The sequence below is a fragment of the Nonomuraea sp. NPDC050202 genome (assembly GCF_040656115.1).
Lineage (GTDB): Bacteria > Actinomycetota > Actinomycetes > Streptosporangiales > Streptosporangiaceae > Nonomuraea.
On sequence record NZ_JBFALF010000014.1, the window covers coordinates 77,327 to 102,308 of the forward strand.

Sequence of the window (24,982 nt, forward strand, 5' to 3'; positions counted from 1 at the left end):
CCATGTCTCACTACGTGGACAACAACAAGCACGAATCCATCACGTGCCGGTTACCAGCCAGGCGGTTCCGTTGGCGCGGCGGATCAGCGTGATCAGGCGGGCCGCCATCCACACGCCCAGCGCGCACCACAGCGCCACCACGCCCAGACCGGCGGCGACCAGGGCGGCCGGCAGGTAGGCGAGCGTCGTCCACACCCCGGCCCAGGCGAGATACCGCTGGTCGCCGGCCCCGATGAGCACGCCGTCCAGCACGAACACCACCCCGCAGAGCGGCTGGAGCAGCGCCACCGGCCACAGCAGGTCGAGCAGCAGCCCGGCGACCCGCGGGTCGGCGTCGAAGAGCCCGGGCAGCAGCGGCCTGGCCGCCAGCACGAGCAACCCGAGCACGATCCCCGACCAGATGCCCCACTGGACCATCCGTCTCGTGGCGGCGCGGGTGGTGTCGACGTCGCCTGCCCCGAGCGAGCGCCCGGTGATGGCCTGCCCGGCGATGGCGATGGCGTCCAGGGCCAGGGCGAGCAGCGTCCACACCTGGGTGGCCAGCGCGTACGCGGCCAGCTCGGCCTCGCCCATCCTGGTGGCGATGACGGTGGCGGCCAGCACCACGATGCGCATGCACAGCGTACGTACGAACAGGGCGAACCCCACCGTACCGGCCTCCTTGACCCCCACCACCGAAGGCGTCAGCGGCGTCCCCAGCCTCGCGGCCCCCCGCGCCACCACCACGAGGTAGACGGCCGCGCCGATCGTCTGGGCCAGCACCGTCCCCCACGCCGACCCGGCGATGCCCCACCCCAGCCCCAGCACGAACCAGGCGTTCAGCGCGGCGTTCAACGCGAACGAGCCCACGGCCACCACCAGCGGCGTCACCGTGTCCTGCAGCCCGCGCAGCACGCCGGTCCCCGCCAGCACGACCAGCATGCCGGGCGCGCCGATCAGGCTGATCCGCAGGTACGTCACGGCCTGCGCCGCCTGTGTGCCCACCGTCCCGAACAGGTCCACGATCGCCGGCGCCAGCGGCCAGCACACCGCGATCACGGCGACGCCGAGCGCCAGCGCCAGCCAGATGCCGTCCACGCCGCTGCGCATGGCCCGCACGTGGTCGCCGGCCCCTGACCGGCGCGCCACGGACGCCGTCGTCCCGTAGGCGAGGAAGACGCACAGGTTCACCAGCGTCGTCAGGACCGTCCCCGCCACACCCAGAGCGCCGACCGCCGTGGTGCCGAGGGCGTGGCCCACGATGGCGTAGTCGGCGAGCAGGAAGAGCGGCTCGGCCACCAGCGCCCCGAAGGCGGGCACAGCCAGCCGGAGAATCTCCCGATCTCTGGATGTAATGGGCATTCGTCCATTATGAGCCTTACGCGGCGTGTCGGGCCAACTTTCTTTCCTCCACAGCCAGTGGACACTGTTCGCCCTGGTCAGGGTGGCTTCGGTGGATATCCGCAAGAGTTATCCCCAGGCTCTGTCCACAGGCCGTTCACACCCTGGGGGCGGTCATCCACAGCTCGGCCACAGGGTTGTCCACAGGTCACGTTGCCGATGGCGCGTGACTCCGGGAAACTGTCACACCGGTCGACTACAAGTGGGGGTGGTGCGACCGCCTGCAAGCTGTTCGAGGGGGCGCGGTGAGCATTGACGAAGAAGTGGGCGCAGGCCCGGGTTTCGAACGCACACCTCCCAACAACATCGAGGCGGAGCAGTCGGTCCTCGGCGGCATGCTGCTGTCGAAGGACGCCATCGCCGACGTCGTGGAGATCCTGCGCTCCGACGACTTCTACCGCCCGGCCCACCAGATGGTCTACGACGTCATCACCGACCTGTACGGCCGGGGCGAGCCCGCCGACGCGGTCACCGTCTTCGACGAGCTGCAAAAGCGCGGCGAGATGGCCAGGGTGGGCGGCGCGGCCTACCTCCACACGCTGACGGCCGTCGTCCCCACCGCGGCCAACGCCGGCTACTACGCCAAGATCGTCCGCGAGCAGGCCATCCTGCGCCGCCTCATCGAGGCCGGCACCCGCATCGTCTCCTTCGGCTACGGCGGCCAGAACGAGGAGGTCGACGACCTCGTCGACCGCGCCCAGGCCGAGATCTACCAGGTCACGGAGCGCCGCACCTCCGAGGACTACGCGCCGCTGGCCGACATCATGCCGGGCGCCCTCGACGAGCTGGAGGCCATCGGCAGCCGCGGCGGCCAGATGGTCGGCGTCCCGACCGGCTTCGCCGACCTCGACCAGCTCACCAACGGCCTGCACCCGGGCCAGATGATCGTCGTCGCCGCCCGTCCCGCCATCGGCAAGTCGACGCTGGGGCTGGACTTCGCCCGATCCGCGGCGATCAAGAACGGGATGACCACGGTCATCTTCTCGCTGGAGATGTCCCGCAACGAGATCACCATGCGTCTGCTGTCGGCCGAGGCCCGCGTGGCGCTGCACCACATGCGCTCCGGCATGATGGGCGACGACGACTGGACCCGCCTGGCCCGCCGGATGAGCGAGGTGGCCGAGGCGCCGCTGTTCATCGACGACTCGCCGAACATGTCGATGATGGAGATCAGGGCCAAGTGCCGGCGGCTCAAGCAGCGCAACGACCTGAGGTTCGTGGTCATCGACTACCTCCAGCTGATGAGCTCGCCGAAGAAGACCGAGAGCCGCCAGAACGAGGTCTCGGAGATCTCCCGTGCCATCAAGCTGCTGGCCAAGGAGCTCGAGGTGCCCGTCATCGCGATCTCGCAGCTCAACCGTGGCCCCGAGCAGCGGACGGACAAGCGCCCCCAGGTCAGCGACCTTCGCGAATCGGGATCGATCGAGCAGGACGCGGACATGGTCATCCTGCTGCACCGGGAGGACGCGTACGAGCCCGAGTCGCCCAGGGCGGGCGAGGCCGACCTGATCGTGGCCAAGCACCGTAACGGCCCCACCGCGACCGTGACGGTGGCCTTCCAGGGTCACTACAGCCGGTTCGTGGACATGGCCCAGCACTGAGCCGCGTGTGACCGACCAGACAGCCGGCCGAGGAATGGCGGTGATCGCTCCGGTGCTCTAACGGGTGACTGAAGCGAAGGGAAGACCGCCATGACCATCCTCGTCGCCTACGACGGCTCGGCTGACGCGCGCGCCGCGATCGAGTTCGCCGCCAAGCACCTCACGGCCGAGCCCACGGTGATCGTCACGGTGTGGGAGCCGCTGCTCGTGCAGCTCAAGAAGTACCCGCTGGCCGCGGGCGCGATCGACCCGGGCACGGAGGACGAGGCGAAGGCGCAGGCCGAGCAGCACGCCAGGGAGGGCGCCGAGCTGGCGGTCACGGCAGGGCTGAGCGACGTGACCTACCGGGCGGTGGCCGACAACGAGTCGATCTGGAAGACGATCGTGGACGTCGCCGACGAGCTCGACGCCTCGGTGATCGTGACCGGTTCGCGCGGCCTGGCCGGGGTGCGCTCGGTGCTGCTGGGCAGCGTCTCCAACCACGTGCTGCACCACGCCCACCGGCCGACCCTGATCGTCCCGCCCGCTAGCAAGGCGTAGGGGTGCAGCAGTTCTGCTGGGGCGGGCAGAGCCGGGTGTCGATGCGCCGCGCGCCCGGCCCCTCCTCGCCCAGCCGGTCGTAGGGGTTGGCGACCGGGCACCGGTCCAGCGACAGGCAGCCGCAGCCGATGCAGTCGGTGAGGTCGTCGCGCAGCCGCTGGAGCTGCTCGATGCGGTCGTCCAGCTCGCCGCGCCAGGCGGCCGACAGCCTGGCCCAGTCGTCGCGCGTGGGGGTGCGCTCGTCGGGCAGCTCGGCCAGCGCGTCCTTGATGACCTTCAGCGGGATCCCGATGCGCTGCGCGAGCCGGATGAAGGCGACCCTGCGCAGGCTGTCGCGGCTGTAGCGGCGCTGGTTGCCGGCGGTGCGCCGGCTGCTGATGAGCCCCTTGGCCTCGTAGAAGTGCAGGGCGGAGACCGCGACGCCGCTGCGCTCGGCGAGCTGGCCGACGGTGAGCTCCTTGGTGTTCCAGGCGACCTTCGTCATACCTGGAGATTACTTGAGGGATCGCTCGAAGAGCGTCTCCAGCGCGACGATCGTCCGCGTCCCGGTCACACCGTCCACCTGGAAGACCCGGCGCAGCACGTCCTGGAGCTCGCGGGTGCCGGCCGTGCGGACCTTCAGCAGCACCGAGGCGGGCCCCGCGATGACGTGCGCCTCCTCGACCTCCGGGATCGCCGCCAGCGCCTCGCCGGCGTCGCCCATCCACGAGCCGCCGTCCACCAGCACGTACGCCGTCACCGCCCGCCCGAGCGCCTCCTGGTCCACCTCGATCGTGGTCCGCCTGATCACGCCGCGCTCGCGCAGCTTGCGTACCCGCTCGTGCGCGGCCCCGCTGGACAGCCCCACGGCCTGGCCCAGAGCCGCGTACGACCGCGTGGCGTCCTCCTGGAGCAACCCGACCAGCATCCTGTCGATGTCATCCACAACCGAATGCTATCCGGTCATACCGCAGTATTGCCGAACGGCGTATGGTGGTCGGCATGACGGACACGATTCCCACGCAGTTCGAGGTGCTGGACGAGCGGTTCGGCGCGGTCGGCGGAGACGACAAGGTCGAGATCCTGCACACCGGCACCCGCTGGGCGGAGGGGCCGGTGTACTTCCCGGCCGGACGCTTCCTCGTCTGGAGCGACATCCCCAACGAGCGGATGTTGCGCTGGGACGAGATGAGCGGCGCGGTGGGCCCGTTCCGGCAGCCGTCCGGCTACACCAACGGCAACACCCTCGACCGCGAGGGCCGGCTCGTCTCGTGCGAGCAGGGCAACCGCCGGGTGACGCGCACCGAGCACGACGGCTCGATCACGGTGATCGCCGACCGGTGGCAGGGCAGGCGTCTCAACAGCCCCAACGACGTGGTCGTGCGCTCCGACGGCTCCATCTGGTTCACCGATCCGCCGTACGGGATCCTCAGCAACTACGAGGGGGTGGCCGCCGAGCAGGAGATCGACGGCTGCCACGTCTACCGGGCAGACCCGGTGACGGGCGAGGTGCGGATCGTGGCCGACGACTTCGTCCGGCCCAACGGCCTGGCCTTCTCCCTCGACGAGCGGCGGCTCTACGTCGCCGACACGCGGGCCAGGCAGTTGCGGGTCTTCGAGGTGGGCGACGACGGCACGCTCGGCGGCGGCAAGGTCTTCGCCGAGGGCGGGGAGCAGGACAACTACGACGGCCTGCGGCTCGACGACACCGGCCGGGTGTGGATCGCGGCAGGCAGGGCGGTGCTCTGCTACGACCCCGACGGGACCCTCATCGGCCGGCTCAAGCTGCCCGAGTTCACGGCCAACCTGGTGTTCGGCGGGCTCAAGCGCAACCGCATGTTCATCACGGCCTCGTCCTCGCTGTACTCGCTGATGACCAACGTCACGGGCGCGCGCCCGGTGTGGGCCGGGCGCTGACGCCTCCCTCCGCGCCCCTGCGGCGGAGGGATCCTTCACTCCCATCGGAACGACCGCACCGCCAGCCCGCCGAACAGGACCAGCCCCGCGGCCACCACGACCATGTGCATGAGCTGCGGCGGCTGTCCCGCCCACGTGTCCTTGAGCGCCTGGGTGAACGGCCCGGCCACGGAGAAGTCGCTGATCGCCCGCAGCGGGTCCGGCATGATCTCGCGCGGTACCCACATGCCGCCCAGGAACATCAGCGGGAACATCACCACCGACCCGATTCCCGGCGCTGACTTGGCGCTCGGCGCGAGCGCGGCGATCACCAGCCCGATCGCCAGCAGGGCGGCGGTGCCGAGCAGGAAGACCAGGATGAACCAGGCCCACGCCTGCGGCGGCGCGGAGCCGAACGCCAGCCAGCCGGCCAGGATCAGGATGACCGTGGACACGGTCCCGACCGCCAGGTTGATCAGGAGCTGCACCCCCAGCAGCCGCGCGGGATGCACGGGAGTGGTGGACATGCGCCTGAGCACCCCCTGCTGCCGGTACGTGGCCAGCACCGCCGGCAACACGCTGCACGACAGCGTCAGCAGCGCGAGCAGCACCATGGTGCTCGGCATGTGCGTGTCCACGATCCGCTGGCCGCCGTCCTGCACCTCGGTGAAGCTCGGGATGCTGACGCCCAGCACGATCAGCAGCCCGACCGGCAGCCCGATGGTGAACAGCAGGGACGGCCAGTCACGCAGGTGCAGCTTGGCCTCCATGACGAGCAGCTTCATGACAGCTTCCTTCCGGTCAGCGCGAGGAACGCGTCGTCGAGCGTGGCCTGCTCGATGCGCAGGTCTCCGGGGACGACCTGGTGGTGTGCCAGGGCGAGGGTGACGGCGGGGGCCAGGTTCCCCGAGCCGCTCACCACGACCGACTCGCCGTTCCTGGTGACCGTCCGCACCTCGGGCAGGGCCAGGAGCACGGCGTCGTCGAAGCGGGCGGACGGCCGGAAGCGCACCCGCTGCTCCCCGCCCGCCTGGGCGATGAACCCTGCGGGCGTGTCGGTGGCGACCACCTTGCCGGCGTCGATCAGCGCGAGCCGGTCGCAGAGCCGCTCGGCCTCCTCCATGAAGTGGGTGACCAGCACGATCGTCACGCCCGTCTCGCGTACCTGCTCGACCAGCTCCCACGTGTCCCTGCGGGCCTGGGGGTCGAGGCCGGTGGTCAGCTCGTCGAGCACCGCCACGCGCGGCCGGCCGACCAGGGCCAGCGCCACGGACAGCCGCTGCCGCTGCCCGCCGGACAGGTCCTTGAACATGGCGTCCCGCTTGGCGGACAGGCCCACCCGTTCCAGCAGTTCCCTCCAGTCGGCGGGGTCGGGGTAGAAGGAGGCGTACAGGTCCATGGCCTCCCAGACCTTGATCTTGTCCGGCATGGCGGCGCTCTGGAGCTGCATGCCCAGCACGCGGCGCAGCTCGTCGCGGTCCTCGCGGGGGTCCAGCCCGGCCACCCGTATGGTGCCGCCGTCGCGCTGCCGCAGGCCGGCCACGCACTCGACCGCGGTGGTCTTGCCGGCGCCGTTCGGCCCGAGGATGCCGAAGATCTCGCTCTCGGCCACCTCGAACGAGACATCCTCGACCGCCAGGTGCTTCGGGTACTGCTTGCGCAGGTTCCTGACCTCGATGATTTTCATGGTGACGACGCTAGAAGCACCTCATCGAGCGGGTAATCCGGCTGGATGCCCGGCAAGGGTGTATCTAAGTGCAGTGTCATGGAGTGGCTGGTTAACGCACACTGGGGGCATGCTGCGAAGGTACGGTCGCGTTCTGGCGTTGCTCGCGCTCATCGTCGTGCAGGCCGCCATGGCCGGCGTGATGAGCGTCATGCTGCTCCTGTCCTTCGCCCTGGGCATGGTCTTCCTGTTCCCGCCGCAGGCGATGCTGGTCAGGGAGCTGGCCGAGCTCAACCGCAGGCTGGTACGCGACTGGACGGACGTCACGATCGAGTCCCCGTACCTGCCGGCGCCCCCGCCTCCCGTCCCGCAGGCCGACGGGATGTACCGCTCGGACCGCACGCTCTACAAGACCCCCCGCGTGCCGGCCTGGAACAACCGGTGGAAGTGGCTGGTGAGCGACCCGGCCACCTGGCGCGACGAGGTCTGGCTGCTGCTCGATCCGCTGGTGAAGGTGGTGCTGGCGCCGCTGCTCCTCCTGCTCCCCGGGCGCGGGCTGCGCGTCTACGGCCTGTGGAGCAAGAAGCTGCTGGACCCGACCGCCGCCAGCCGCCTGGCCGGCCAGGTGAGCCACCTCCAGCGCACCCGCAACCTGGCGGCGGACTCCCAGGCGGCCGAGATGCGCAGGATCGAGCGCGACCTGCACGACGGCACGCAGGCCAGGCTCGTGGCGATCGGCATGACGCTGGGCGCCGTCGAGCAGCTCGTCGAGACCGACCCGAAGGCGGCCAAGGCGCTGCTGGCCAAGGCCAGGGACGCCTCCTCCGAGACGCTCACGGAGCTGCGCAGGGTCATCCGCGGCATCCACCCTCCGGTCCTCGCCGAGCGCGGCCTGGCCGACGCCGTGCGCGCCCTGGCCATGGACAGCCCGCTCGACGTCACCGTGGAGGTGAGCCTGCCGCACCGGCCGGAGGCCCCGGTGGAGGCGGCGGTCTACTTCGCGGTCAGCGAGCTGCTGTCGAACGCCGCGCGGCACGGCGACGCCCGCACCGCGACGGTGGACATCAGTACCAACGCCGCCACCCTGCGCGTCACGGTGACCGACGACGGCATGGGCGGCGCCGACCCGGCCAAGGGCAGCGGCCTGGCGGGCATCGAGCGGCGGCTGGCCGCCTTCGACGGCGTGCTCGCCGTGCACAGCCCGCCGGGTGGCCCCACGACCGTGAGCATGGAGCTGCCCAACGTGCTGCCCACGTACTGGACGGGCGCGTCGACCAAGATGCCACGCTGGAAGACCGCCACAGTCGTGATCCTCTGGGCCACGGCCTGGTGCCCGACGTTCCCGCAGGGCATCGTGGCCGGGATCTTCAAGGTCTTCGGCATCGAGGAGAAGACCTGGTTCCTCGCGCTGCACCTGCCCGAGCCCTGGCAGTGGCCGACGATCACCGGCATGATTCTGCTCGGCGTCCTCATGCATGTCATGGCCATCCGCATTCCCGCCACGCACGACCGCGAGAAGTTCATGGCGGATGCCACCCCGACGAAACCCTGGTGTTGATGAACCGCGTACTGATCGCCGAAGACCTCTACCTGCTCAGGGACGGCCTGGTCCACCTGCTCCAGGCCCACGGCTTCACGGTCGTGGCGGCCGTGGAGAGCGGGCCCGAGCTGCTGAAGGGTCTGCTGGAGCTGCGCCCCGACGTGTCGATCGTGGACGTGCGGCTGCCGCCCACGCACACCGACGAGGGCCTGCAGGCCTCGCTCGCGGCCAGGAAGCAGATCCCCGGCCTGCCCGTGCTCGTGCTGTCCCAGCACGTCGAGCAGCTCTACGCGCGCGAGCTGCTGGCCGACGGCTCGGGCGGGATCGGTTACCTGCTCAAGGACCGGGTCTTCAACGCCGAGCAGTTCGTGGACGCCGTACGCCGGGTGGCCGAGGGCGGCACCGCCATGGACCCCGAGGTGATCGCCAAGCTGATCGCCAGTAACGCCAGGAACGAGCCGCTGGCCGCGCTCACGCCGCGCGAGCGCGAGGTGCTGGAGGCCATGGCGGAGGGGCGCTCCAACGCCGCCATCTCGCAGCGGCTCTACCTCAGCGAGAGCGCCGTGGCCAAGCACACGGCCTCCATCTTCGCCAAGCTCGGCCTGGCGCCGTCGGACGACGACAACCGGCGCGTGCTGGCCGTGCTCGCCTACCTCAACAGCCGCTGACCTCCCGCGGGGAACCGCTCAGAGTTGTCGGTCGCAGCGGCTATTTTCATAGAGGCATGGCGCGACGAAGAGGTGGTTTCAGGTGAAAATCCGGGTTAACCGCGATGTTCTTGCAGAAGCGGTGGCATGGGCAGCCCGAATCCTGCCCAGCCGTCCCGTGGTGCCTGTCCTGTCCGGGTTGCTGCTGGAGGCAGGTGAGGAGCTCACCCTGTCCGCGTTCGACTACGACGTCTCCGCGCGGGCCGCGGTCGACGCCGACGTGGCGGAGGAGGGGCGGGTGCTGATCCCCGGCCGGCTGCTGGCCGAGATCAGCCGCAGCCTGCCCGCCGACGACGTCGAGATCGTCACCGAGGGCGCGGAGGCGGTGCTGACCTGCGGGAGCGCCGAGTTCGGGCTGATCACGATGCCGGTCGAGGACTTCCCGACCCTGCCGGTCATGCCCGAGAGCATCGGCGCGATCGGCGGCGGCGTGTTCGCCTCCGCGGTCGGCCAGGTGGCGCCGGCCGCCAGCCGCGACGACACGCTGCCGATGCTCACCGGCATCAGGGTCGACATCGAGGGCGAGTCGGTGGCGATGGCGGCGACCGACCGCTACCGCATCGCCGCCCGCGACTTCGCCTGGCGTCCCGCGCGCCCCGACGTCGCCGTCTCCGCCATGGTGCCGGCTCGGGTGCTGGTCGAGGTGGCCAAGTCGCTGCGCGGCGGCGAGGTCTCGATCGCGATGGGCGACGGGGTGGCCGGGTTCGAGAGCGTCGGGCGCAGCACGACCGTGCGGCTGCTCGACGAGCAGTTCATCGACTACCGCGCGCGGCTGACCTCCGACTGGTCGATCAGGGCCGACGTGGCGGTGGCACCGTTCGTCGGGGCGATCAAGCGGGTCGCCCTGGTGGCCGAGCGCAACACCGCCATCCGGCTGTCGTTCAGCCAGGGGCAGGTGCTGATCCAGGCGGGCGGCGGCGACATCGGGCGCGGCGCCGAGGTGGTCCCGTGCGAGCTGCGCGGCGAGGACATCCAGATCGCCTTCCAGTCGCAGTTCCTGCTCGACGGGCTGACGGGCATCGAGAGCGAGCTGGCCCGCATCAACATGGAGTCGCCCACCAGGCCGGCCCTCATCCAGGACGTGCCTGGCGACGCCGCGCCGGCCTTCCGCTACCTGGTCATGTCGCTGCGCCAGACCTGAGTCTCACGACCCTGTCTGGCGCTCGGCGACCAGCCTGAACACCCGCTTGAACTCCGCGTACGCCTCCTCGCCGACCGCCGTGGCGTGCTCCGCCTCCATCTCGGCGAGGACGGCGTCCGACCTGGCCATGTGGTCGAGCCCCTTCTCGGTCGGGACGATCAGCTTGGCCCGCCGGTCCGCCGGGTCGGGCTGCCGCTCCACGTACCCGAGCGCCACCAGCTCGTCCACCAGCGTGCCGATCACCTGCTTGTGCTGGCCCGACTGCGCGGCCAGATCCGTGGCCCTGCTGCCCTCCACGTCCAGGTAGGCCATCACCGCCCCGTGCCTGGGCCGCAGCTCCGGATGCCCCTGCTCGCTGAGCTTCGTGAACAGCTCCCGCTGCAGGGCGAAGAGCGTCCGGCTGGACAGCACGCCGAGATCCGGATCCTCCTGCTTGCGCTGGCTCCTGCGCACCACACACTCCCCAATTAGTCACTAATCTTGACCGTCACTAATTCTTACTATATTGTCGGGTCATGACGACGACGGTGGAACTCACCCGGTTCCGGGTGTCTCCCGAGCGTGCCGGCGACCTGCTCGCGGCACGACCGGGGATGATCGCTGATTTCCAGGCGGACAGGGCGGGATTCCTGGACGCCAAGCTGGTCCGCGTGTCCCCTGGCGAGTGGCTGGACATCGTGGAGTGGCGATCGGGCGCCGACTTCGCCGCATCGCGGGCGAAGGGCGCCAACCTGCCCGGCATCCGGGCCTTCTTCGACCTGATCGACGAGCTTGTCTCCACAGAGGAGGGGACCCTGTCATGACCATCTTGATCACCGGTGCCGGCGGCACCGTTTCCCGCGCCGTGCTGCGCTCTCTCGAAGGCACCGCGGACGTGCGGGTGCTGGTGCGTGACCCGGCCAAGGCGCCGGCGGGCGTGGAGGTCGCGGTCGGCGACCTGGACGAGCCCGCCACGCTCGATGAGGCGTTCCGGGGCGTGAAGACGTTGTGGCTGCTGACCGCCATGGGGCCGCACGCGCCGCACCGCAGCATGAACGCCGTCTGGGCGGCGCGGCAGGCGGGCGTGAGCCACGTGGTGCGCATGTCGGCCATCGGCGCCGCGCACGACGCGCCGACCCGCAACGGCCGCCTGCACGCCCTGTCGGACGTGGAGCTCGCGGCCTCCGGCCTCGACTGGACCATCCTGCGCCCGGCCTTCTTCATGCAGAACCTTTTCGGCTCGGTCAACGGCGACACCCTGTACGGCGCGCTGGGCGAGGGCAGGATCGGCATGGTCGACGTGCGCGACATCGGCGACTTCGCCGCCGAGGTCCTGCGCGCTCCCGCGCGGCACAAGGGCGCCACCTACACTCTCACGGGCCCGGCCAGCATCTCGCTGGGAACGGTCGCGGAGGACCTGTCGCAGGTGTACGGCACGCCGATCGGCTACCAGCCGGTGCCCCTGGAGGCGGGCGTGCGCTCGATGCTGGAGGCGGGGCTGCCCGAGTGGGACGCCAAGGTCACGGGGGAGTACCTGACCGCGTACGCGCAGGGCTGGGGCGACTACACGACCCCTGACTTCGAGAACGTCCTGGGCCGCCCGGCCACGCCGTTCCTCGCCTTCGCCCGCGACCACGCGGCGGAGTTGCGGCCTACGACTCGGTGAGCGCGATGAGAATGTGCTCCATGCAGGCGTGCCCGGCCCGCTCGGCCGCCGCCGCGTCGCCGGCGGCGATGGCCCGCGCGATCGCGTCGTGGGGGATGTAGCTCTTGTTGAGCGACGTGCCCGCGGCGGTGATGCTGGCCCTCAGCGCCGCCGAGAAGTCCTCGTACAGGTCGATGAGCACGAGGTTGTGGGTGGCGTGCGCGACAGCCATGTGGAAGGCCAGGTCGGCCTCGACGAAGAAGTCGGGGTCGTCCAGGTCCCAGGCCCGCTCGCGCTCGGCCAGCGCGGCCTCGATGCGCCTGATGTCCTCGTCGGTGCGCCTGGTGGCGGCCAGGCGGGCCGACTCCACCTCGAGCGCACGGCGTACCTCGAGGATCTCGAGCTGCTCGGCCTGACGCAGCCGGCGCAGCATCGCGCCGGACAGCTCGCTGGTCGCGCGGACGTAAGTGCCGTCCCCCTGACGGCACTCGAGCAGCCCGGCGTGCGTGAGCGCGCGTACGGCCTCACGAACGGTGTTGCGCCCCACCCCGAGCTGCTCAGCGAGCACGGTCTCGGTCGGGATCTTGCCGTTCATCGGCCACGACCCTGATGTGATCTGCTCCTTGAGCTGATCGATCACCTGGTCGACGAGCGAAGCCCGCTGCGCCGTACGCAGACTCACAGTCCGCCTCCTCCGGGGAAACCAGTCATCCTATGAGTCAATGACTGGTAGACCCTAATTATTCCAGACTCAAAACGCCAAATCTGGAGCTCCCGGAGGTTCTAGCGGGACACTGCGGCGTCTACCGTCACCCCTGCCATGGCGGAGCGGACTCCGGCAGCTTCGAGGGCCTTACGATATGCCGCCGTCTGCTGTGCTGTGGCCAGCGCCCTGCCGTACAGGTCGCCCAGCTCGCGCCAGCAGCGGGCAGCCTGCCGGTCGGAGCCGAACACCGGACGGTCGAGCGTGACCAGCAGCTCGTGCGCGTGACGCAGGTGCGCGGAGGCGTCGCCGTCACCGTCGAGCGCGATGGCCGCCAGCACGAGGTGGGCCTCGGCGGGCGTCGTGCCCGAGTGGTCGTGCGAGAGCCCCAGCGCCGTGGTGGCCAGCTCGCTCGCCGCGGCCGGGTCGCCGGCCCGCAGCTTGACCCGCGCGTGCACGATGAGGCTCTCACCGTGCTCCCGCGCAGTGCCGGGGGACGCCGCGAACGCCCTGACCGCGCTCGCGATGAACCGCTCAGCCTCCTCGATCGGCCCGGTGGGGATCCTGGACCAGTGCATGGCGGTCCTGGCGAGCTGCAACGCCAGCCGGGACTGGCGGCCCGCCCCGATCGCGTCGTCGGCCAGGCGCACGGCCAGCGCCGAGTCCTCGCCCGCCGCCGCGGCGGCACTGGCGTGCCACAGGGCCTGGATCTCTCCGGAACGGTCCACAACTTCAGGAACGCCTGACAGATCGAGCACGCGCCTGACGTACGTCAGCTCGGGGGAGTCGCTCTCGCTCTCGCTGCGCGCCTCGATCAGCGCGGCGGCCAGGTCGGTGGCGAGCTCGCCCCGCGTGATGGACAGCCGCTCGGCCTGGGCCAGCGCGGCGGCGGCCAGGTCGCGGGCCCGCAGGCGGTCGCCCGCCCGCTGGTAGCAGCGGCTCAGCGCGATCGTGAGCGGCAGGTCGGCCAGCCGCTCGGGGTGAGCCGCGGCCTCCCTCCTGAGGCGCTCGAACGCCTCGACGGCCTGACCCAGCCTGCCCTGGGCCTCCAGCGCACGCGCCCTGCCGAACCGCGCCTGCGCGGTCAGCATGGCGTTCTCCTCGTCGGCGGCCTTCACGATCTCCGTGAAGCGGTCGGCGGCGATGGACGGGTCTCCGTGCTGCAGCTCGAGCTCGGCGTGACGCAGACCGAGCTCGGTGTCGATGCGCTGCCGAGGCTCGATCCCGTGAAGGAGGAACTCGGTCGTGCACCCCAGGCGCTCGGCGAGGAGCCGGGCCACCACAGGAGTCGGCGTGCGCTTACCCGACTCAATGAGCGAGACATAACTGTCAGACAGGTCGGGTCCGGCCAGCTGGGCCTGAGACATCCGCCTGTTCAGCCGCAGTCCTCGGACGCGGTCACCGATGGTTCCCTGACTCGGCATCTCATCTCTCAGGGCGGGGAAGGGTCAACAACACGCAATGATTGCATGAAGTAGCCGAATCTGGTATCCCCGCGTGAAGAATTTGCCACGCCGAGATTAATCGTCGCTGTCGTCCTTGCTGGGAAAAAGCATCTGACAGACCTCGAGGTACAGTGTTTCCGGATACGGAATGTACTCGACCGTTGACAGAGCCTGATCCTGGCCGGCCGACTCGAGGATGAACTCACCGTAACCGAGCATGCGCCCAAGCAGAGATCTTTGGAAGCTCATGTCGGTGACCTTGCCCAGGGGCATCATCGCGACCTTGCGCGTGATCAGGCCCGTGGTCAGCAACATTCGCTTGGAAGTCACCACAAAGTAATCGACCGACCACTCCGCGACTTTCCAGACGAAACGGATCAGCAGCAGGAGCCAGAGCCACCAGACGACGACGAGCGCCGTGCCGCCCGCCTCGCCGCCGCCGAAGAACTTGCTGAGCAGCCCGGCGACGATGAGGCCGCCGAGCACCTCGGCGACCGGGCGCAGCAGGATGGCAGGATGCCGCCGCACCATGATGACCTGTTGTTCGTGGGGGAGGAGGTAGCGGTTGACCGACGATGGAGCGGAGTCCCCGTGGGTCACAAGTCTCATGAGAGGCTGTTCACAAATTGGGCCAGCGAGTCGGCCGCGTTGAACACCGTGTCGAACGCTCCTCTCACCGCGTCCGCGGCGTCAGCTGGTCGCGCGAACAGGTAGTACGCAACAAATGCGATACCACCGTATGTGAGGACCTTTTTGACCTGCACCGTCGCCTCCGTGCCACTTACCCACTCCACCCGCCAACTACATTACCCACCTGAGTGCCCGGGTAAAGGTGACTTGGCAGGTTAGTTTCGATCTTGCTTAGCCACGCTCGCTGGCCACCAGAGCCAGCACGTGAAGGTGCTTGCGAGCGATGCGCTCGACAAGGCTGGGATGGGCATAGCCGGTGACCTCCAGCGCGCCGTAGTGCGCCGCCTCCACGCACCGCGTTACGGTGGTCGCGGAGTGGATGCCGGCGAACTCGTCGCACAGCACCGTCTCCACGTCCGCGTACGGAGTCGGATCCGTCTCGGTGTGATCGGTCATCGTGCTCCCCCACGCGCATGCGGAAGTTGCCTTCCTGTCTCTTCGTACCCACCTAACCACAGTATGTAACGAAGTGATGACCGCGCGTGACGGGAAAGAGGCTTCTCAGGACTGATCGGCGGTCAGACGACGCCGCGGAGGCGGTCAGGCCACGCCGTAGAGGCGGTCGCCCGCGTCGCCCAGGCCCGGCACGATGTAGCCGTTCTCGTTGAGCCGCTCGTCGAGCGCCGCAGTGACCACGCGGATCGGCTTGCCGGAATTGGCGAACACCTTGTCCATGTACGCCAGCCCCTCGGGCGCGGCCAGCAGGCACAGGGCCGTGACGTCGACGGCGCCCCGGTCGAACAGGAACTGCACAGCCGCCGCCAGCGTGCCGCCGGTGGCCAGCATCGGGTCGACCACGTAGCACTGCCGCCCGGACAGGTCGTCGGGCAGCCGCGTGGCGTACGTCTCGGCCTGGAGCGTGGACTCGTTGCGGATCATGCCCAGGAAGCCGACCTCGGCCGTGGGCAGCAGCCTCGTCATGCCGTCGAGCATGCCGAGCCCCGCGCGCAGGATGGGCACGACCAGCGGGTACGGCTTGGCCAGGCGCACGCCGCTGGCGGGCGAGACCGGCGTCTCGACGGTGACCTCGGTGACCCGCACGTCGCGCGTGGCCTCGTACGCGAGCAGCGTCACCAGCTCGTCCGCGAGCCTGCGGAAGGTCGGCGAGTCGGTGCGGACATCGCGCAGCGTGGTGAGCTTGTGTGCCACGAGCGGATGATCGACGACGAGGGTCTCCATGGGTCACCACGCTATCTCCTGACACGCCGTGCTGAGGACCCCTCACCTGCGAGCTTGGAACGTTACACAGCGTGGCTGGCGGCTCACATCTTTGGTTTTGATCACAATTTGGTCCGAGAGGCACACGCCCGGTGGCCGGGTCTGGAACGATTGGGTCCTGGTGATATCTGTCGTGTCAGAGGTCGGGTGGGGATGGCGATGACAGACGAGGACGCTCTTGACTTCGCCATCGTGGTCTATCGAGAAGATGAATGCTGGCAGGCCGAGCTCCTGCCGGCCACGTTGACGTCCGACCTGCAGGGGCTCATCCATGCCCTGAAGCAGCAGCCCAGCGAGAGCGGCACGATCGGCCTGGTCGCCGTCGGCGACGAGTTCTTCGTGGCGCTGCGGGTCCTGGGCGATCGCGTGGACGTGTTCCTGTCCGACATCGCCGCCTCGTGGGACTTCCCGCTGGCGCGCCAGGTGCTCGAATACCTTGACGTCCCCGTACCGGACGAGGAGGAGCTCGACGAGATCCTCCAGGACGAGGAGACCGTGCTCCCCGCCGGAGATCTGTCGATCTTCGCCGATCTCGGGTTGGACGAGATGGAGCTGGGCATCCTCTCCGGCGACATTGATCTGCTGCCCGAAGATGTGCTGTCCAGCATCGCCGCGCGGCTCGGGTTCTCCGATCCGTTCGAGCGTGCCATCGAATCGGTCTTCGGCTGACCCCCCTGGAGCGCGGACATGGCGTCCAACACCTTTTCTGCGGCCTTCGTCAGGACCACCGACGGCTGGAGCGGGGCCGAGGTCGATCTCGGGGACGCCGAGATCGTCGACGACTTCGGTGACGCGGTCACGGAGGCGCTGGGCCTGACCGGCGACGAGCTGGCCCTGCTCTGTGTCGAGGTCGAGGACGAATGGTTCGCCATCGCCCGGTACCGGGGCGAGGAGGAGCCGCGGGTGTTCCTCTCCGATGTGCACGCCGTCGTGGCCGACAGCCTGGGCGAGCTGTTCGCCGAGTTCGCCGGCGTGGTGCCCGACAAGGACGGCAACGGGCTCGGCGTGCGGCCCGCGGGCGATTTCGAGCTGCTCAGCGATCTGGGTGTGAGCTCCGAGGAGCTGCTGGAGCTGAGCGTGGAGGAGGGCATGCTGCCCGCCGACATCCTGTCGGTGATCGCGGAGCGGCTGTCGTTCGCCGACGAGCTCGACCGCCTGCGGTGACGCGCCGCTCGTCGTGACCTACCAGGAGGCCATGCGCCTGGCTCTGGCGGAGGCCGTCGCGGCCGCCGGCCGGGGAGAGATCCCCGTGGGGGCGGTCGTGCTCGACCCGCTCGGCGAGGTGCTGTCCGCGGCGGGCAACGACCGCGAGTCCGCCGCCGACCCGACCGCCCACGCCGAGGTCCTCGCCCTGCGTCGCGCCGCCGCGCTGCGCGGGGAGTGGCGGCTGAGCGGCTGCACGCTCGTGGTGACGCTGGAGCCCTGCACGATGTGCGCGGGCGCCGCCGTGCTGTCCAGGGTGGACCGGATCGTGTACGGCGCCACGGACGAGAAGGGCGGGGCCGTGGGGTCGCTCTGGGACGTCGTACGCGATCGCCGGCTCAACCATCGGCCCGAGGTCGTCATGGGCGTGATGGCCGAGGAGTGCGGCGCCGTAATAACTCGGTTCTTCGCTACTCGCAGAATCCGGTAAGCTCGTCCGCGGTGGTGTCGCCTAGTGGCCGAGGGCGCACGCCTCGAAAGCGTGTGATGGGGCAACTCATCCGTGGGTTCAAATCCCACCACCACCGCCACCGGAAGGGGCTTCCGACCAGCAGGTCGGGAGCCCCTTCAGTCATGTACGGGCCGTGCGGACCCGGACGGGGCCGGTCGGGAACGGCCGGGAACGGTAACGGTCATCGTTTCGCATTCCTCGGAAAATGATGTTGTAAAGGGCCGCGCGGCCGGACCGGCCCGCTACGCGAGAGGCCGGAACCCGGTTCGTGGCGCTCGTGGTGCAAGAAGCCGGGACCGGTTCTGGGCACAGAAAAAGGGAGCCGCGATTCGCGGCTCCCTTTTTCTTTCTCAGTTGGGCAGTTCGAGGACCCTGGCGTGCAGGATCGATCGTTGGTGCAGCGCCGCGCGCAGCGCCCGGTGCAGGCCGTCCTCCAGATAGAGCTCGCCCTGCCACTGCACCACGTGCGGGAAGAGGTCCCCGTAGAAGGTGGAGTCGGCGGCGAGCAGCGAGTGCAGGTCCAGCATGGCCTTCGTGGTGATCAAAGAGTCGAGCCGGACCTGCCGGGGAGGGATCTGGGCCCACTCGCGGTTCGTCAGACCGTGGTCGGGATAAGGGCGTCCGTCGCCGACTAGCTTGAAGATCACCCCCCTGATTTTAGGAGAGATTCCGATTCCTCGCGCTATCCGCCCGTGTCAGGGCAAGCCCGCTGAGATCACAGTCGGCGGGGGAGCCCTTTTCGTATCCGCGCTGGAAGGCCTCGACGCGTTGCGCGGAGCTGCCGTGGGTGAAGGATTCAGGATCGATTCTGCCCGTGGTGCGTTGCTGGATTCTGTCGTCGCCCACGGCCGCGGCCGCGTCGAGCGCTTCGGAGATTTCCGCCGGGGTGAAGGGCCGCTCGTAGAAGCCGGTGTCGATGGCGTTGCGGGCCCAGACGCCGGCGTAGCAGTCGGCCTGGAGCTCGATGGGGACCGAGCTGCCCGTGTCGAGGGCGCCGAGGAGGTTCTGGACGTGGTGGCCGTACTCGTGGGCGATCACGTACGCCTGGGCGAAGGGGCCGCCCTTGGCGCCGAACTGGCTGTGGAGCTGGTCGAAGAAGCTCAGGTCGAGGTACACGCGCTGGTCGGCGGGGCAGTAGAAGGGGCCGGCGGTCGAGCTGGCCGTGCCGCAGGCGGTTCTTAACCCGCCCGAGTACAGCACGGTCTTGGCCAGGCGATATTCGGAAATTTCCTGCTTCCAGTAGTTCTGGATGCTGTTGACCACGCCCACCACCTGGCACTTCTCCGACTGGTCGGCGTCCCTGCCCGTCTGGCACTGTTCGGACAGGTTGGCCGGGGGCTGCCGCTGCGCGGGCTCGTCGCCGCCCCCGACGTTGTTCAGCACGAACACCAGCACGAGCACGATCAGGCTGACGATCCCGCCCCCGCCGATGACCATGCCTCCGGGGAACCCGGAGAAGCCGCCGCCACCGCCGCCGCTCCCTCCGCGGTCCTCCACCTGCGAGGGGTCCAGGTCGGCCTGGTCCCTGAAATCCATGCTGAGGTCCCTTCCCGCCTTGCCGCCTGGCAGGACCACTGCCCCGAGGGACGCCCGCCTATCGGCCGACTCGCCACCCGGGACAGAAGCCGCCGGTGGACGAGCGGCGACGATGCGTGGATGCCGGGATGCCGCGCGGTGCTGGATGTCACGCGGTGCTGGGATGCCACGCGATGCCTAGATGCCGCCGGTGAAGGTGTCGCACTGGTCGGGGTCGCCGCTCTGGTACCCGGTGCTGAACCACTTCTCCCGCTGCTGCGAGGTGCCGTGCGTGAACGCGTCGGGGGTCACCCGGCCCTGCGTGCGCCGCTGGATGCTGTCGTCGCCGACCGCCGCGGCCGCGCTGAGCGCCTGGTCGATGTCGCTCCGGGAGAACGGCTCCCGGTAGAAGCCCGTCTTGACGGCGTTCTGCGCCCAGACGCCGGCGTAGCAGTCGGCCTGGAGTTCGAGGCGTACGGAGGGGCTGTCGGCGCCGGGGCGGTTGCCGCGGCCGACCTTGTTCATGGTGCCGAGGAGGTTCTGGACGTGGTGGCCGTACTCGTGGGCGATCACGTACGCCTGCGCGAACGGCCCGCCCTCGGCCCCGAAGTCGCGCTGGAGCGTGTCGAAGAACGTCAGGTCCAGGTAGACCTTGCGATCGGCCGGGCAGTAGAACGGCCCCACGGCGGAGTCGGCCGCGCCGCAGCCGGTCTCGACCGCCTGCGAGAACAGCACGGTCTTGGCGGGGGTGTACTGCTTGCGCCTGCGCTCCTGGAACGCCTGGCGCCAGTAGGACTGGATGCTGTTCACCGTGCCGACGACGCGGCAGTCCTCCGACTGGTCGGCGTCGGCGCCCGTCTTGCAGCGCTCGGCCAGGTTGCCGCTGGGGGAGGTCGCCGGAGGGGCGCCGGGCTGCTGCCCGCCGCCCTGCCGGCCGCCCTCGTCGCCGGTGAAGGGCGTGGGCACGATCCCGAACAGGAACATCGCTCCGACCCCCAGGAGCAGCAGCAGGCAGCCGCCGCCGCGGCCGCCGATGGGCAGCATGCAGCCGCCCGGCATCCCGCCGAACCCGCCGCCACCGCCGCCGCCGGGCCGCGGGCCCGAGGCGCGTACGTCCTCGACCTGGGACGGATCGAGTGGCTTGTCATCGTCGAACTGCATCGCGCTCCCCCCGACGCAGTTGTCCCCCGTAGCGATTCGCTTACGCACAGCGACCAAAATTGCCATGATATTTCGGGATCCGCCGGATACTGTGGCTGCCATGACCGGGGGTTTGTTGGGGATTGCACTGATTTCGCTGGGCATGGTGCTCACACCAGGCCCGAACATGATCTATCTGGTCTCCCGCTCGCTCACCCAGGGCCGCCGCTCGGGGCTGATCTCACTCGCGGGCGTCTTCCTGGGCTTCACCACCTACCTGACCGCCACGTGCCTCGGCCTGACGGCCTTCTTCGCGTACGTGCCGGCCGCGTACACCGCGCTCAAGCTGGCCGGCGCCGCGTACCTGCTCTGGATGGCCTGGAACGCGATCAGACCGGGCGGCCTGTCCGCCTTCCAGCCGCGCGAGCTCCCGGCGGAGCGGCCGGGCAAGCTGTTCTCGATGGGCCTGCTGACCTGCCTGCTGAACCCCAAGATCGCCATCCTCTACCTGTCGCTGCTCCCGCAGTTCATCGACCCGTCGATGGGTCACGTGCTGCTGCAGAGCCTCGCGCTCGGCTCGGTGCAGATCTTCGTCGGCACCCTGGTCAACGGCCTGATCGTGATCTCCGCGGGCTCGCTGGCCGCGTTCCTGGCCCGCCGCCCCGTCTGGCTGCGCGTCCAGCGCTACGTCACCGGCACGGTGCTCGGCGCCTTCGCCGTCAACATGGCGACCGACCGCTCCAAGGCCCTGGTCAGCGCCTGAGCGCTGCCCGCGCCCCGGTGCCCGCGGGGAGGCCGAAGACCCGGCGGGCTTCGAGGAGCGCCGCCCGCGTCGCGGAGCCGGTCTCCACGACCTCCTGCGCGGCCAGATCTGCCACCTCGGGCCCGAAGAAACCGTGATCGGGCAAGGAGACGGCCGCGACCGCGAGCGTCGGGGCGACGCCCACCCGGACGGCCCGCCGCCGCCGGCCCGAAGACGCCACGATCGGCTTCATGCCCCCGGGCCCCGATCCGGCGATATACCCGCCATGTACCGCCAAGCCGTCAGATCGGCCAGGTCCCGGGGCGGGCCTGGCATTCTGTGAACGTGTTCGAGTCAGGAATGCCGCAGCGGGCGGTCGTCGCTCCGTGGTGGCGCTGCGCCTGGTGCCCCCGGACTCGCTCGAAAGACGCCTGGCGGACGCGGACATCGACGGGGCGACCGCCTACACGATCACCGTCCGCGGTTACACCCTCTGGCACGATCGCGGCTTCGCCCACGTCGGGAGGCGGACGGGCGCGTCGTTCAGGAACGAGAGCTCTCCCACCATCCGGCTGGACGTCGCCCACGGCGGCTTCTGCGAAGCGGCCACCTGCACGCCGGAGGACCCCGGGCTCACGTACATCCGCACCGAGCACTCCCACGGCTACGTGGTCCGCCGCGGGCAGGTGGACGTCCGCGTCATGGCTCTCGCGGAGGCGGACAGGACACTCCTGCGCCAGGCCGCGCTCAGCGCCCGCCCTGCCACGGACGCCGAGCTGCTCCGGGGCCTGCCTCCGTGGACGCCCGACGACGCCGGCGCGCGCTTCCACCGATGGCTCCACTCGTTCTGAGCCGGAGGCCGGAACGCCAGAGGGGTCGCACTGAACGACATCGGTGCGACCCCTCTGAACTGGCGGAGGATAGGGGATTTGAACCCCTGATAGGTTGCCCTATACACGCTTTCCAAGCGTGCGCCCTCGGCCACTAGGCGAATCCTCCGCCGACGAGCTTACCGGACTTCTCGGAGTGTGCAGACCATGTTTTCCCGTGGGGGTTCTCGCGGGGTGGAGCGAGCACTGCGGGGTGCGGCTAGACTGTCCAGGGACCCCTCGCGCGGCGTCATCCTGTGAACCTCCCCAGGGCCGGAAGGCAGCAAGGATAAGCGGGCTCTGGCGGGTGTGCGGGGGGTCTCTTCGTTGAGAGCCCCCTCGCAGGCGGGATGGTCGTATGAGCCTTGCGCTGTACCGCAAGTACCGACCCGGGACCTTCGCCGAGGTCAAGGGTCAGGAACACGTCACAGATCCGCTGAGACAAGCTCTGCGCACGGGCCGGATCAACCACGCCTACCTGTTCAGCGGCCCCCGCGGATGTGGCAAGACCTCCAGCGCCCGCATCCTGGCGCGCTCTCTCAACTGCGAGCAGGGCCCCACGCCCGACCCGTGCGGCGAGTGCGAGTCGTGTGTCGCGCTGGCCCCGACCGGCCCGGGGCACCTCGACGTCATCGAGATCGACGCCGCCTCCCACGGTGGCGTGGACGACGCGCGCGACCTGCGTGAGCGGGCCTTCTTCGCCCCCGTCTCCGCGCGCTACAAGATCTACATCATCGACGAGGCGCACATGGTGACCCGCGAGGGTTTCAACGCGCTGCTCAAGCTCGTCGAGGAGCCCCCGCCGCACCTGAAGTTCATCTTCGCGACGACGGAGCCGGAAAAGGTCATCGGCACCATCAAGTCGCGTACGCACCACTACCCGTTCCGGCTGATGCCGCCCGCGACGCTCAAGGGGCTGCTGGAGGAGATCCTCACCTCCGAGAGCGTGCCCTTCGAGCCGGCCGCGCTGCCCCTGGTCGTCCGTGCGGGGGCCGGGTCCGCGCGTGACTCGCTGTCGATCCTCGACCAGCTCCTCGCCGGGGCGGATGAGGACGGCATCACCTACGCCAAGGCCGTCTCGCTGCTCGGCTACACCGACGGCGACCTGCTCGACGAGGTCGTCAACGCGTTCGCGGCCAGGGACGGCGGCCAGATCTTCCACGCGGTCAACCGGGTGATCGAGGGCGGTCACGACCCGCGCCGGTTCGCCTCCGACCTGCTCGAACGCTTCCGCGACCTGGTGATCCTGGCGAACGTGCCCGAGGCTGCTTCCAGCGGCCTGCTCGACCGTCCCGCCGACGAGCTGGAGCGGCTCGTCCAGCAGGCAGCGTCGATGGGCCCCGCCGAGCTGACCCGCGCAGCCGAGGTCTTCAACGCCGGGCTCACCGAGATGCGCGGCGCCACCTCGCCGCGGCTGCTGCTGGAGCTGATGTGCGCCCGCGTCCTGCTGCCCGGTGCGGCGCAGGGCGAGGCGGCGCTGCTGGCCCGCCTCGAACGTCTTGAACGGGGCGGCGCCGTCGCCCAGATGGCCGCCCGTGCCTCCGCCGGTGTGCCTGCCGGTGCCGGGGCCGGCGCGCACGCGGGGGCCGCGGCCGGTGTGCCCGTGGCCTCGTCCGGTGGTGCGCCCGCGGGGCTCGGGACGGTGAGCTCGGTGGGAGCGCAGGTCGCCTCGGGTGGGCACGGCGTGACGGCGCCGGCTCCCGCGGCCGGTCAGGCGCAGTCGGCGGCTGGTGACGCGGCGGGAGCCCCTGCCGCTGCGGCCGCCACGCAGTCCCCGGCGCACGCCGCCCCGGGCGGGAGCGGAGACGGCGGCGGGGGCGACTGGCCCGAGCCCGTACGTCCCGGCGCCGCGGCCGCGTCATCCCCTTCCCCGGCGGCCACCGCCGCTCCTTCCGGAGGGTCGTACCAGGCTGCCGCACCGTCGGGGGGCGGGGCTCCGGCGGCTGGGGGCACGGGTGCCGTCCAGTCGCAGTGGGCCGCCGTGCTGGCCGCGCTCAAGCAGCGCAGCATCGTCGTCTGGGCGAACGTGAGCACCAACGCCCAGGTGGTGGGCGTCGAGGGCAACCTGGTCACGCTCGGGTTCAGCCAGGTCGGCGCGATGAAGAACTTCACCGGCGGCGGCAAGGACGTCGTGGTGGCCGGCGTGCTGGGCGAGGTGCTCGGCGGCACCTGGCGCGTCGAGGCGGTCGTCGGCGGCTCCCCGGCTCCTCGCGGCCCGGCCCGCGCCCCGTCCGCCCCGTCCGCCCCGTCCCACGGGGCTGCGGGAGCCCACGGGGCTGCGGGCGGCGCTCAGGGCGCGCCGGGTCCTCAGGGCGTGACAGGGCCGCAGGTGGTGGCCCAGGGCGTGCCGGCGCCCCAAGGGGGTCAGGCCGCGGGCGGCTCTCAGGGACGTACGGCCTCGCACGGGGCTTCCCACGAGGACGGCGGAGGTCAGGACTCCGACCAGCCTCCGGCCGGCGCGCCGGGACGCCAGACCACGGACGAGTCCTGGCCCGACGCTCCCGACGACTTCGGCCCCGGCGCCCCGCCCAGCCCCGATCCCATGCAGACGGTCAGCGCCGCCCAGCACACGGCCGGCGCTTCCGCGGGCGCGGTGCAGACGGGCGCCGGGCAGACGAGCGCGGGGCAGACGAGCACCGTGCAGACGGGCGCCGGCCTGGCCGCTGCCCGATCGGCGGCCAAGGCGGCGGCTCAGGCGGGGCCGCGCGTTCCGGCTGCCCGTGGCGGGGCCGCGGCCTGGCCCGACGCGATCCCAGGCCGCGACAAGGGCCCCGAGAACGATGACGTGGACCCGCTCAACGACGCCGACGCCGACGTGGACGCCGTCTCGGGGATGGCGCTGCTGGAGCGGGAGCTCGGCGCCAAGGTGATCGGCGAGATCGACCACACCTGATCGCCGGGATCTCCGTGGAGCGCGGCGTGCCCATCTGGG

Annotated in this window: 30 protein-coding genes, 2 tRNA genes and 1 other RNA gene; 16 read left to right on the forward strand and 17 right to left on the reverse strand. The window is 70.3% G+C overall.

Going from position 1 to position 24,982, the window contains the following annotated elements; translation table 11 throughout:
* Window positions 1-39 precede the first annotated feature (39 nt).
* On the reverse strand, window positions 40-1,341 hold the full coding sequence (locus AB0I79_RS31700; RefSeq protein WP_357880644.1) for an MATE family efflux transporter: 1,302 nt from the start codon (window positions 1,339-1,341) through the stop codon (window positions 40-42).
* Between the two features lie 284 nt (window positions 1,342-1,625).
* Between AB0I79_RS31700 and dnaB the strand changes: the two genes are divergently transcribed.
* Together dnaB and AB0I79_RS31710 are read left to right on the forward strand one after the other, a co-directional pair.
* The gene (gene dnaB, locus AB0I79_RS31705; RefSeq protein WP_357880647.1) at window positions 1,626-2,981 is read left to right on the forward strand and encodes a replicative DNA helicase; all 1,356 of its coding nucleotides are present in this window, start codon (window positions 1,626-1,628) and stop codon (window positions 2,979-2,981) included.
* A gap of 90 nt (window positions 2,982-3,071) precedes the next feature.
* Window positions 3,072-3,521 carry a universal stress protein gene (locus AB0I79_RS31710; protein WP_357880650.1) on the forward strand — a complete coding sequence of 150 codons (450 nt, stop codon included), beginning with the start codon at window positions 3,072-3,074 and terminating at the stop codon, window positions 3,519-3,521.
* On the opposite strand, the gene soxR is transcribed toward AB0I79_RS31710, so the two are convergent.
* Window positions 3,508-4,005 carry a redox-sensitive transcriptional activator SoxR gene (gene soxR, locus AB0I79_RS31715; protein ID WP_357880653.1) on the reverse strand — a complete coding sequence of 166 codons (498 nt, stop codon included), beginning with the start codon at window positions 4,003-4,005 and terminating at the stop codon, window positions 3,508-3,510. The genes AB0I79_RS31710 and soxR overlap by 14 nt on opposite strands.
* A gap of 9 nt (window positions 4,006-4,014) precedes the next feature.
* The gene (locus AB0I79_RS31720; protein ID WP_357880656.1) at window positions 4,015-4,446 is read right to left on the reverse strand and encodes an Lrp/AsnC family transcriptional regulator; all 432 of its coding nucleotides are present in this window, start codon (window positions 4,444-4,446) and stop codon (window positions 4,015-4,017) included.
* A gap of 56 nt (window positions 4,447-4,502) precedes the next feature.
* Here AB0I79_RS31720 and AB0I79_RS31725 point away from each other — a divergent pair, with 56 nt between their 5' ends.
* Window positions 4,503-5,417: an SMP-30/gluconolactonase/LRE family protein gene (locus tag AB0I79_RS31725; RefSeq protein ID WP_357880659.1), complete on the forward strand. Its 915-nt coding sequence runs from the start codon at window positions 4,503-4,505 to the stop codon at window positions 5,415-5,417.
* A gap of 35 nt (window positions 5,418-5,452) precedes the next feature.
* Here AB0I79_RS31725 and AB0I79_RS31730 read toward each other — a convergent pair whose 3' ends face one another.
* A complete protein-coding gene (locus tag AB0I79_RS31730; RefSeq protein WP_357880662.1) occupies window positions 5,453-6,181 on the reverse strand; it encodes an ABC transporter permease in 729 nt (242 codons plus the stop codon).
* On the reverse strand, window positions 6,178-7,083 hold the full coding sequence (locus tag AB0I79_RS31735) for an ABC transporter ATP-binding protein (protein WP_357880665.1): 906 nt from the start codon (window positions 7,081-7,083) through the stop codon (window positions 6,178-6,180). Before AB0I79_RS31735 ends, AB0I79_RS31730 begins: the two co-directional genes overlap by 4 nt.
* Before the next feature lie 109 nt (window positions 7,084-7,192).
* On the opposite strand from AB0I79_RS31735, the gene AB0I79_RS31740 reads away from it, so the two are divergent.
* The 3 genes from AB0I79_RS31740 (at window position 7,193) to dnaN (ending at window position 10,450) form a co-directional block, all read left to right on the forward strand.
* Window positions 7,193-8,620, forward strand: coding sequence for a histidine kinase (locus AB0I79_RS31740; RefSeq protein ID WP_357880668.1), 1,428 nt, complete (start codon window positions 7,193-7,195; stop codon window positions 8,618-8,620).
* Entirely contained in the window at window positions 8,620-9,270 is a 651-nt protein-coding gene (locus AB0I79_RS31745; protein WP_357880671.1) for a response regulator transcription factor, read from the forward strand. Before AB0I79_RS31740 ends, AB0I79_RS31745 begins: the two co-directional genes overlap by 1 nt.
* Window positions 9,271-9,352: 82 nt before the next feature.
* On the forward strand, window positions 9,353-10,450 hold the full coding sequence (gene dnaN / locus AB0I79_RS31750) for a DNA polymerase III subunit beta (protein ID WP_357880674.1): 1,098 nt from the start codon (window positions 9,353-9,355) through the stop codon (window positions 10,448-10,450).
* Window positions 10,451-10,453: 3 nt separating this feature from the next.
* On the opposite strand, the gene AB0I79_RS31755 is transcribed toward dnaN, so the two are convergent.
* Window positions 10,454-10,903, reverse strand: coding sequence for a MarR family winged helix-turn-helix transcriptional regulator (locus tag AB0I79_RS31755; protein ID WP_357880677.1), 450 nt, complete (start codon window positions 10,901-10,903; stop codon window positions 10,454-10,456).
* Window positions 10,904-10,965: 62 nt separating this feature from the next.
* Between AB0I79_RS31755 and AB0I79_RS31760 the strand changes: the two genes are divergently transcribed.
* Entirely contained in the window at window positions 10,966-11,253 is a 288-nt protein-coding gene (locus AB0I79_RS31760) for an antibiotic biosynthesis monooxygenase (RefSeq protein ID WP_357880679.1), read from the forward strand.
* On the forward strand, window positions 11,250-12,095 hold the full coding sequence (locus AB0I79_RS31765; protein ID WP_357880682.1) for an SDR family oxidoreductase: 846 nt from the start codon (window positions 11,250-11,252) through the stop codon (window positions 12,093-12,095). The genes AB0I79_RS31760 and AB0I79_RS31765 overlap by 4 nt, the downstream gene beginning before the upstream one ends.
* Here AB0I79_RS31765 and AB0I79_RS31770 read toward each other — a convergent pair.
* The 6 genes from AB0I79_RS31770 to upp form a co-directional block, all read right to left on the reverse strand.
* Window positions 12,082-12,756, reverse strand: a complete 675-nt coding sequence (locus AB0I79_RS31770; RefSeq protein WP_357880685.1) for a FadR/GntR family transcriptional regulator — start codon at window positions 12,754-12,756, stop codon at window positions 12,082-12,084. The genes AB0I79_RS31765 and AB0I79_RS31770 overlap by 14 nt on opposite strands.
* A 101-nt stretch (window positions 12,757-12,857) precedes the next feature.
* Window positions 12,858-14,201, reverse strand: a complete 1,344-nt coding sequence (locus AB0I79_RS31775) for a helix-turn-helix domain-containing protein (protein WP_357880688.1) — start codon at window positions 14,199-14,201, stop codon at window positions 12,858-12,860.
* A 96-nt stretch (window positions 14,202-14,297) separates the two neighbouring features.
* On the reverse strand, window positions 14,298-14,831 hold the full coding sequence (locus AB0I79_RS31780; protein ID WP_357880691.1) for a PH domain-containing protein: 534 nt from the start codon (window positions 14,829-14,831) through the stop codon (window positions 14,298-14,300).
* The gene (locus tag AB0I79_RS31785) at window positions 14,828-14,986 is read right to left on the reverse strand and encodes a hypothetical protein (RefSeq protein WP_168010888.1); all 159 of its coding nucleotides are present in this window, start codon (window positions 14,984-14,986) and stop codon (window positions 14,828-14,830) included. The genes AB0I79_RS31780 and AB0I79_RS31785 overlap by 4 nt, the downstream gene beginning before the upstream one ends.
* A gap of 97 nt (window positions 14,987-15,083) precedes the next feature.
* Entirely contained in the window at window positions 15,084-15,308 is a 225-nt protein-coding gene (locus tag AB0I79_RS31790) for a hypothetical protein (RefSeq protein ID WP_148440699.1), read from the reverse strand.
* 144 nt (window positions 15,309-15,452) lie between these two features.
* On the reverse strand, window positions 15,453-16,091 hold the full coding sequence (gene upp / locus AB0I79_RS31795) for a uracil phosphoribosyltransferase (protein WP_357880694.1): 639 nt from the start codon (window positions 16,089-16,091) through the stop codon (window positions 15,453-15,455).
* Window positions 16,092-16,289: 198 nt separating this feature from the next.
* On the opposite strand from upp, the gene AB0I79_RS31800 reads away from it, so the two are divergent.
* The 4 genes from AB0I79_RS31800 (at window position 16,290) to AB0I79_RS31815 (ending at window position 17,863) form a co-directional block, all read left to right on the forward strand.
* A complete protein-coding gene (locus AB0I79_RS31800) occupies window positions 16,290-16,799 on the forward strand; it encodes a tRNA adenosine deaminase-associated protein (RefSeq protein WP_357881151.1) in 510 nt (169 codons plus the stop codon).
* Window positions 16,800-16,817: 18 nt separating this feature from the next.
* Entirely contained in the window at window positions 16,818-17,294 is a 477-nt protein-coding gene (locus tag AB0I79_RS31805; RefSeq protein ID WP_357880697.1) for a tRNA adenosine deaminase-associated protein, read from the forward strand.
* A 31-nt stretch (window positions 17,295-17,325) separates the two neighbouring features.
* Window positions 17,326-17,763 carry a nucleoside deaminase gene (locus AB0I79_RS31810; protein ID WP_357880700.1) on the forward strand — a complete coding sequence of 146 codons (438 nt, stop codon included), beginning with the start codon at window positions 17,326-17,328 and terminating at the stop codon, window positions 17,761-17,763.
* Between the two features lie 10 nt (window positions 17,764-17,773).
* Window positions 17,774-17,863 (forward strand) — tRNA-Ser (locus AB0I79_RS31815).
* A 271-nt stretch (window positions 17,864-18,134) separates the two neighbouring features.
* Here the strand turns inward: AB0I79_RS31815 and AB0I79_RS31820 are convergent.
* The 3 genes from AB0I79_RS31820 to AB0I79_RS31830 form a co-directional block, all read right to left on the reverse strand.
* Entirely contained in the window at window positions 18,135-18,431 is a 297-nt protein-coding gene (locus AB0I79_RS31820; protein WP_043615040.1) for a type II toxin-antitoxin system VapB family antitoxin, read from the reverse strand.
* 10 nt (window positions 18,432-18,441) lie between these two features.
* A complete protein-coding gene (locus tag AB0I79_RS31825; protein ID WP_357880703.1) occupies window positions 18,442-19,320 on the reverse strand; it encodes a neutral zinc metallopeptidase in 879 nt (292 codons plus the stop codon).
* A 177-nt stretch (window positions 19,321-19,497) separates the two neighbouring features.
* Entirely contained in the window at window positions 19,498-20,460 is a 963-nt protein-coding gene (locus AB0I79_RS31830; protein WP_357880705.1) for a neutral zinc metallopeptidase, read from the reverse strand.
* Window positions 20,461-20,602: 142 nt separating this feature from the next.
* Here AB0I79_RS31830 and AB0I79_RS31835 point away from each other — a divergent pair, with 142 nt between their 5' ends.
* Complete coding sequence (locus AB0I79_RS31835) at window positions 20,603-21,202, forward strand: LysE family translocator (RefSeq protein WP_357880708.1); 600 nt, start codon at window positions 20,603-20,605, stop codon at window positions 21,200-21,202.
* On the opposite strand, the gene AB0I79_RS31840 is transcribed toward AB0I79_RS31835, so the two are convergent.
* Window positions 21,192-21,422, reverse strand: coding sequence for a hypothetical protein (locus AB0I79_RS31840; protein ID WP_357880711.1), 231 nt, complete (start codon window positions 21,420-21,422; stop codon window positions 21,192-21,194). The two genes, AB0I79_RS31835 and AB0I79_RS31840, sit on opposite strands and share 11 nt — an antisense overlap.
* Before the next feature lie 145 nt (window positions 21,423-21,567).
* On the opposite strand from AB0I79_RS31840, the gene AB0I79_RS31845 reads away from it, so the two are divergent.
* Window positions 21,568-22,032, forward strand: a complete 465-nt coding sequence (locus tag AB0I79_RS31845; RefSeq protein WP_357880714.1) for a hypothetical protein — start codon at window positions 21,568-21,570, stop codon at window positions 22,030-22,032.
* 60 nt (window positions 22,033-22,092) lie between these two features.
* Here the strand turns inward: AB0I79_RS31845 and AB0I79_RS31850 are convergent.
* A tRNA-Ser gene (locus AB0I79_RS31850) sits at window positions 22,093-22,180 on the reverse strand.
* Window positions 22,181-22,281: 101 nt separating this feature from the next.
* Here AB0I79_RS31850 and ffs point away from each other — a divergent pair.
* Together ffs and AB0I79_RS31860 are read left to right on the forward strand one after the other, a co-directional pair.
* Window positions 22,282-22,377, forward strand: an RNA gene (gene ffs / locus AB0I79_RS31855) — signal recognition particle sRNA small type.
* A gap of 31 nt (window positions 22,378-22,408) precedes the next feature.
* Window positions 22,409-24,943, forward strand: coding sequence for a DNA polymerase III subunit gamma and tau (locus AB0I79_RS31860; protein ID WP_357880717.1), 2,535 nt, complete (start codon window positions 22,409-22,411; stop codon window positions 24,941-24,943).
* The last annotated feature ends 39 nt before the right edge of the window (window positions 24,944-24,982 follow it).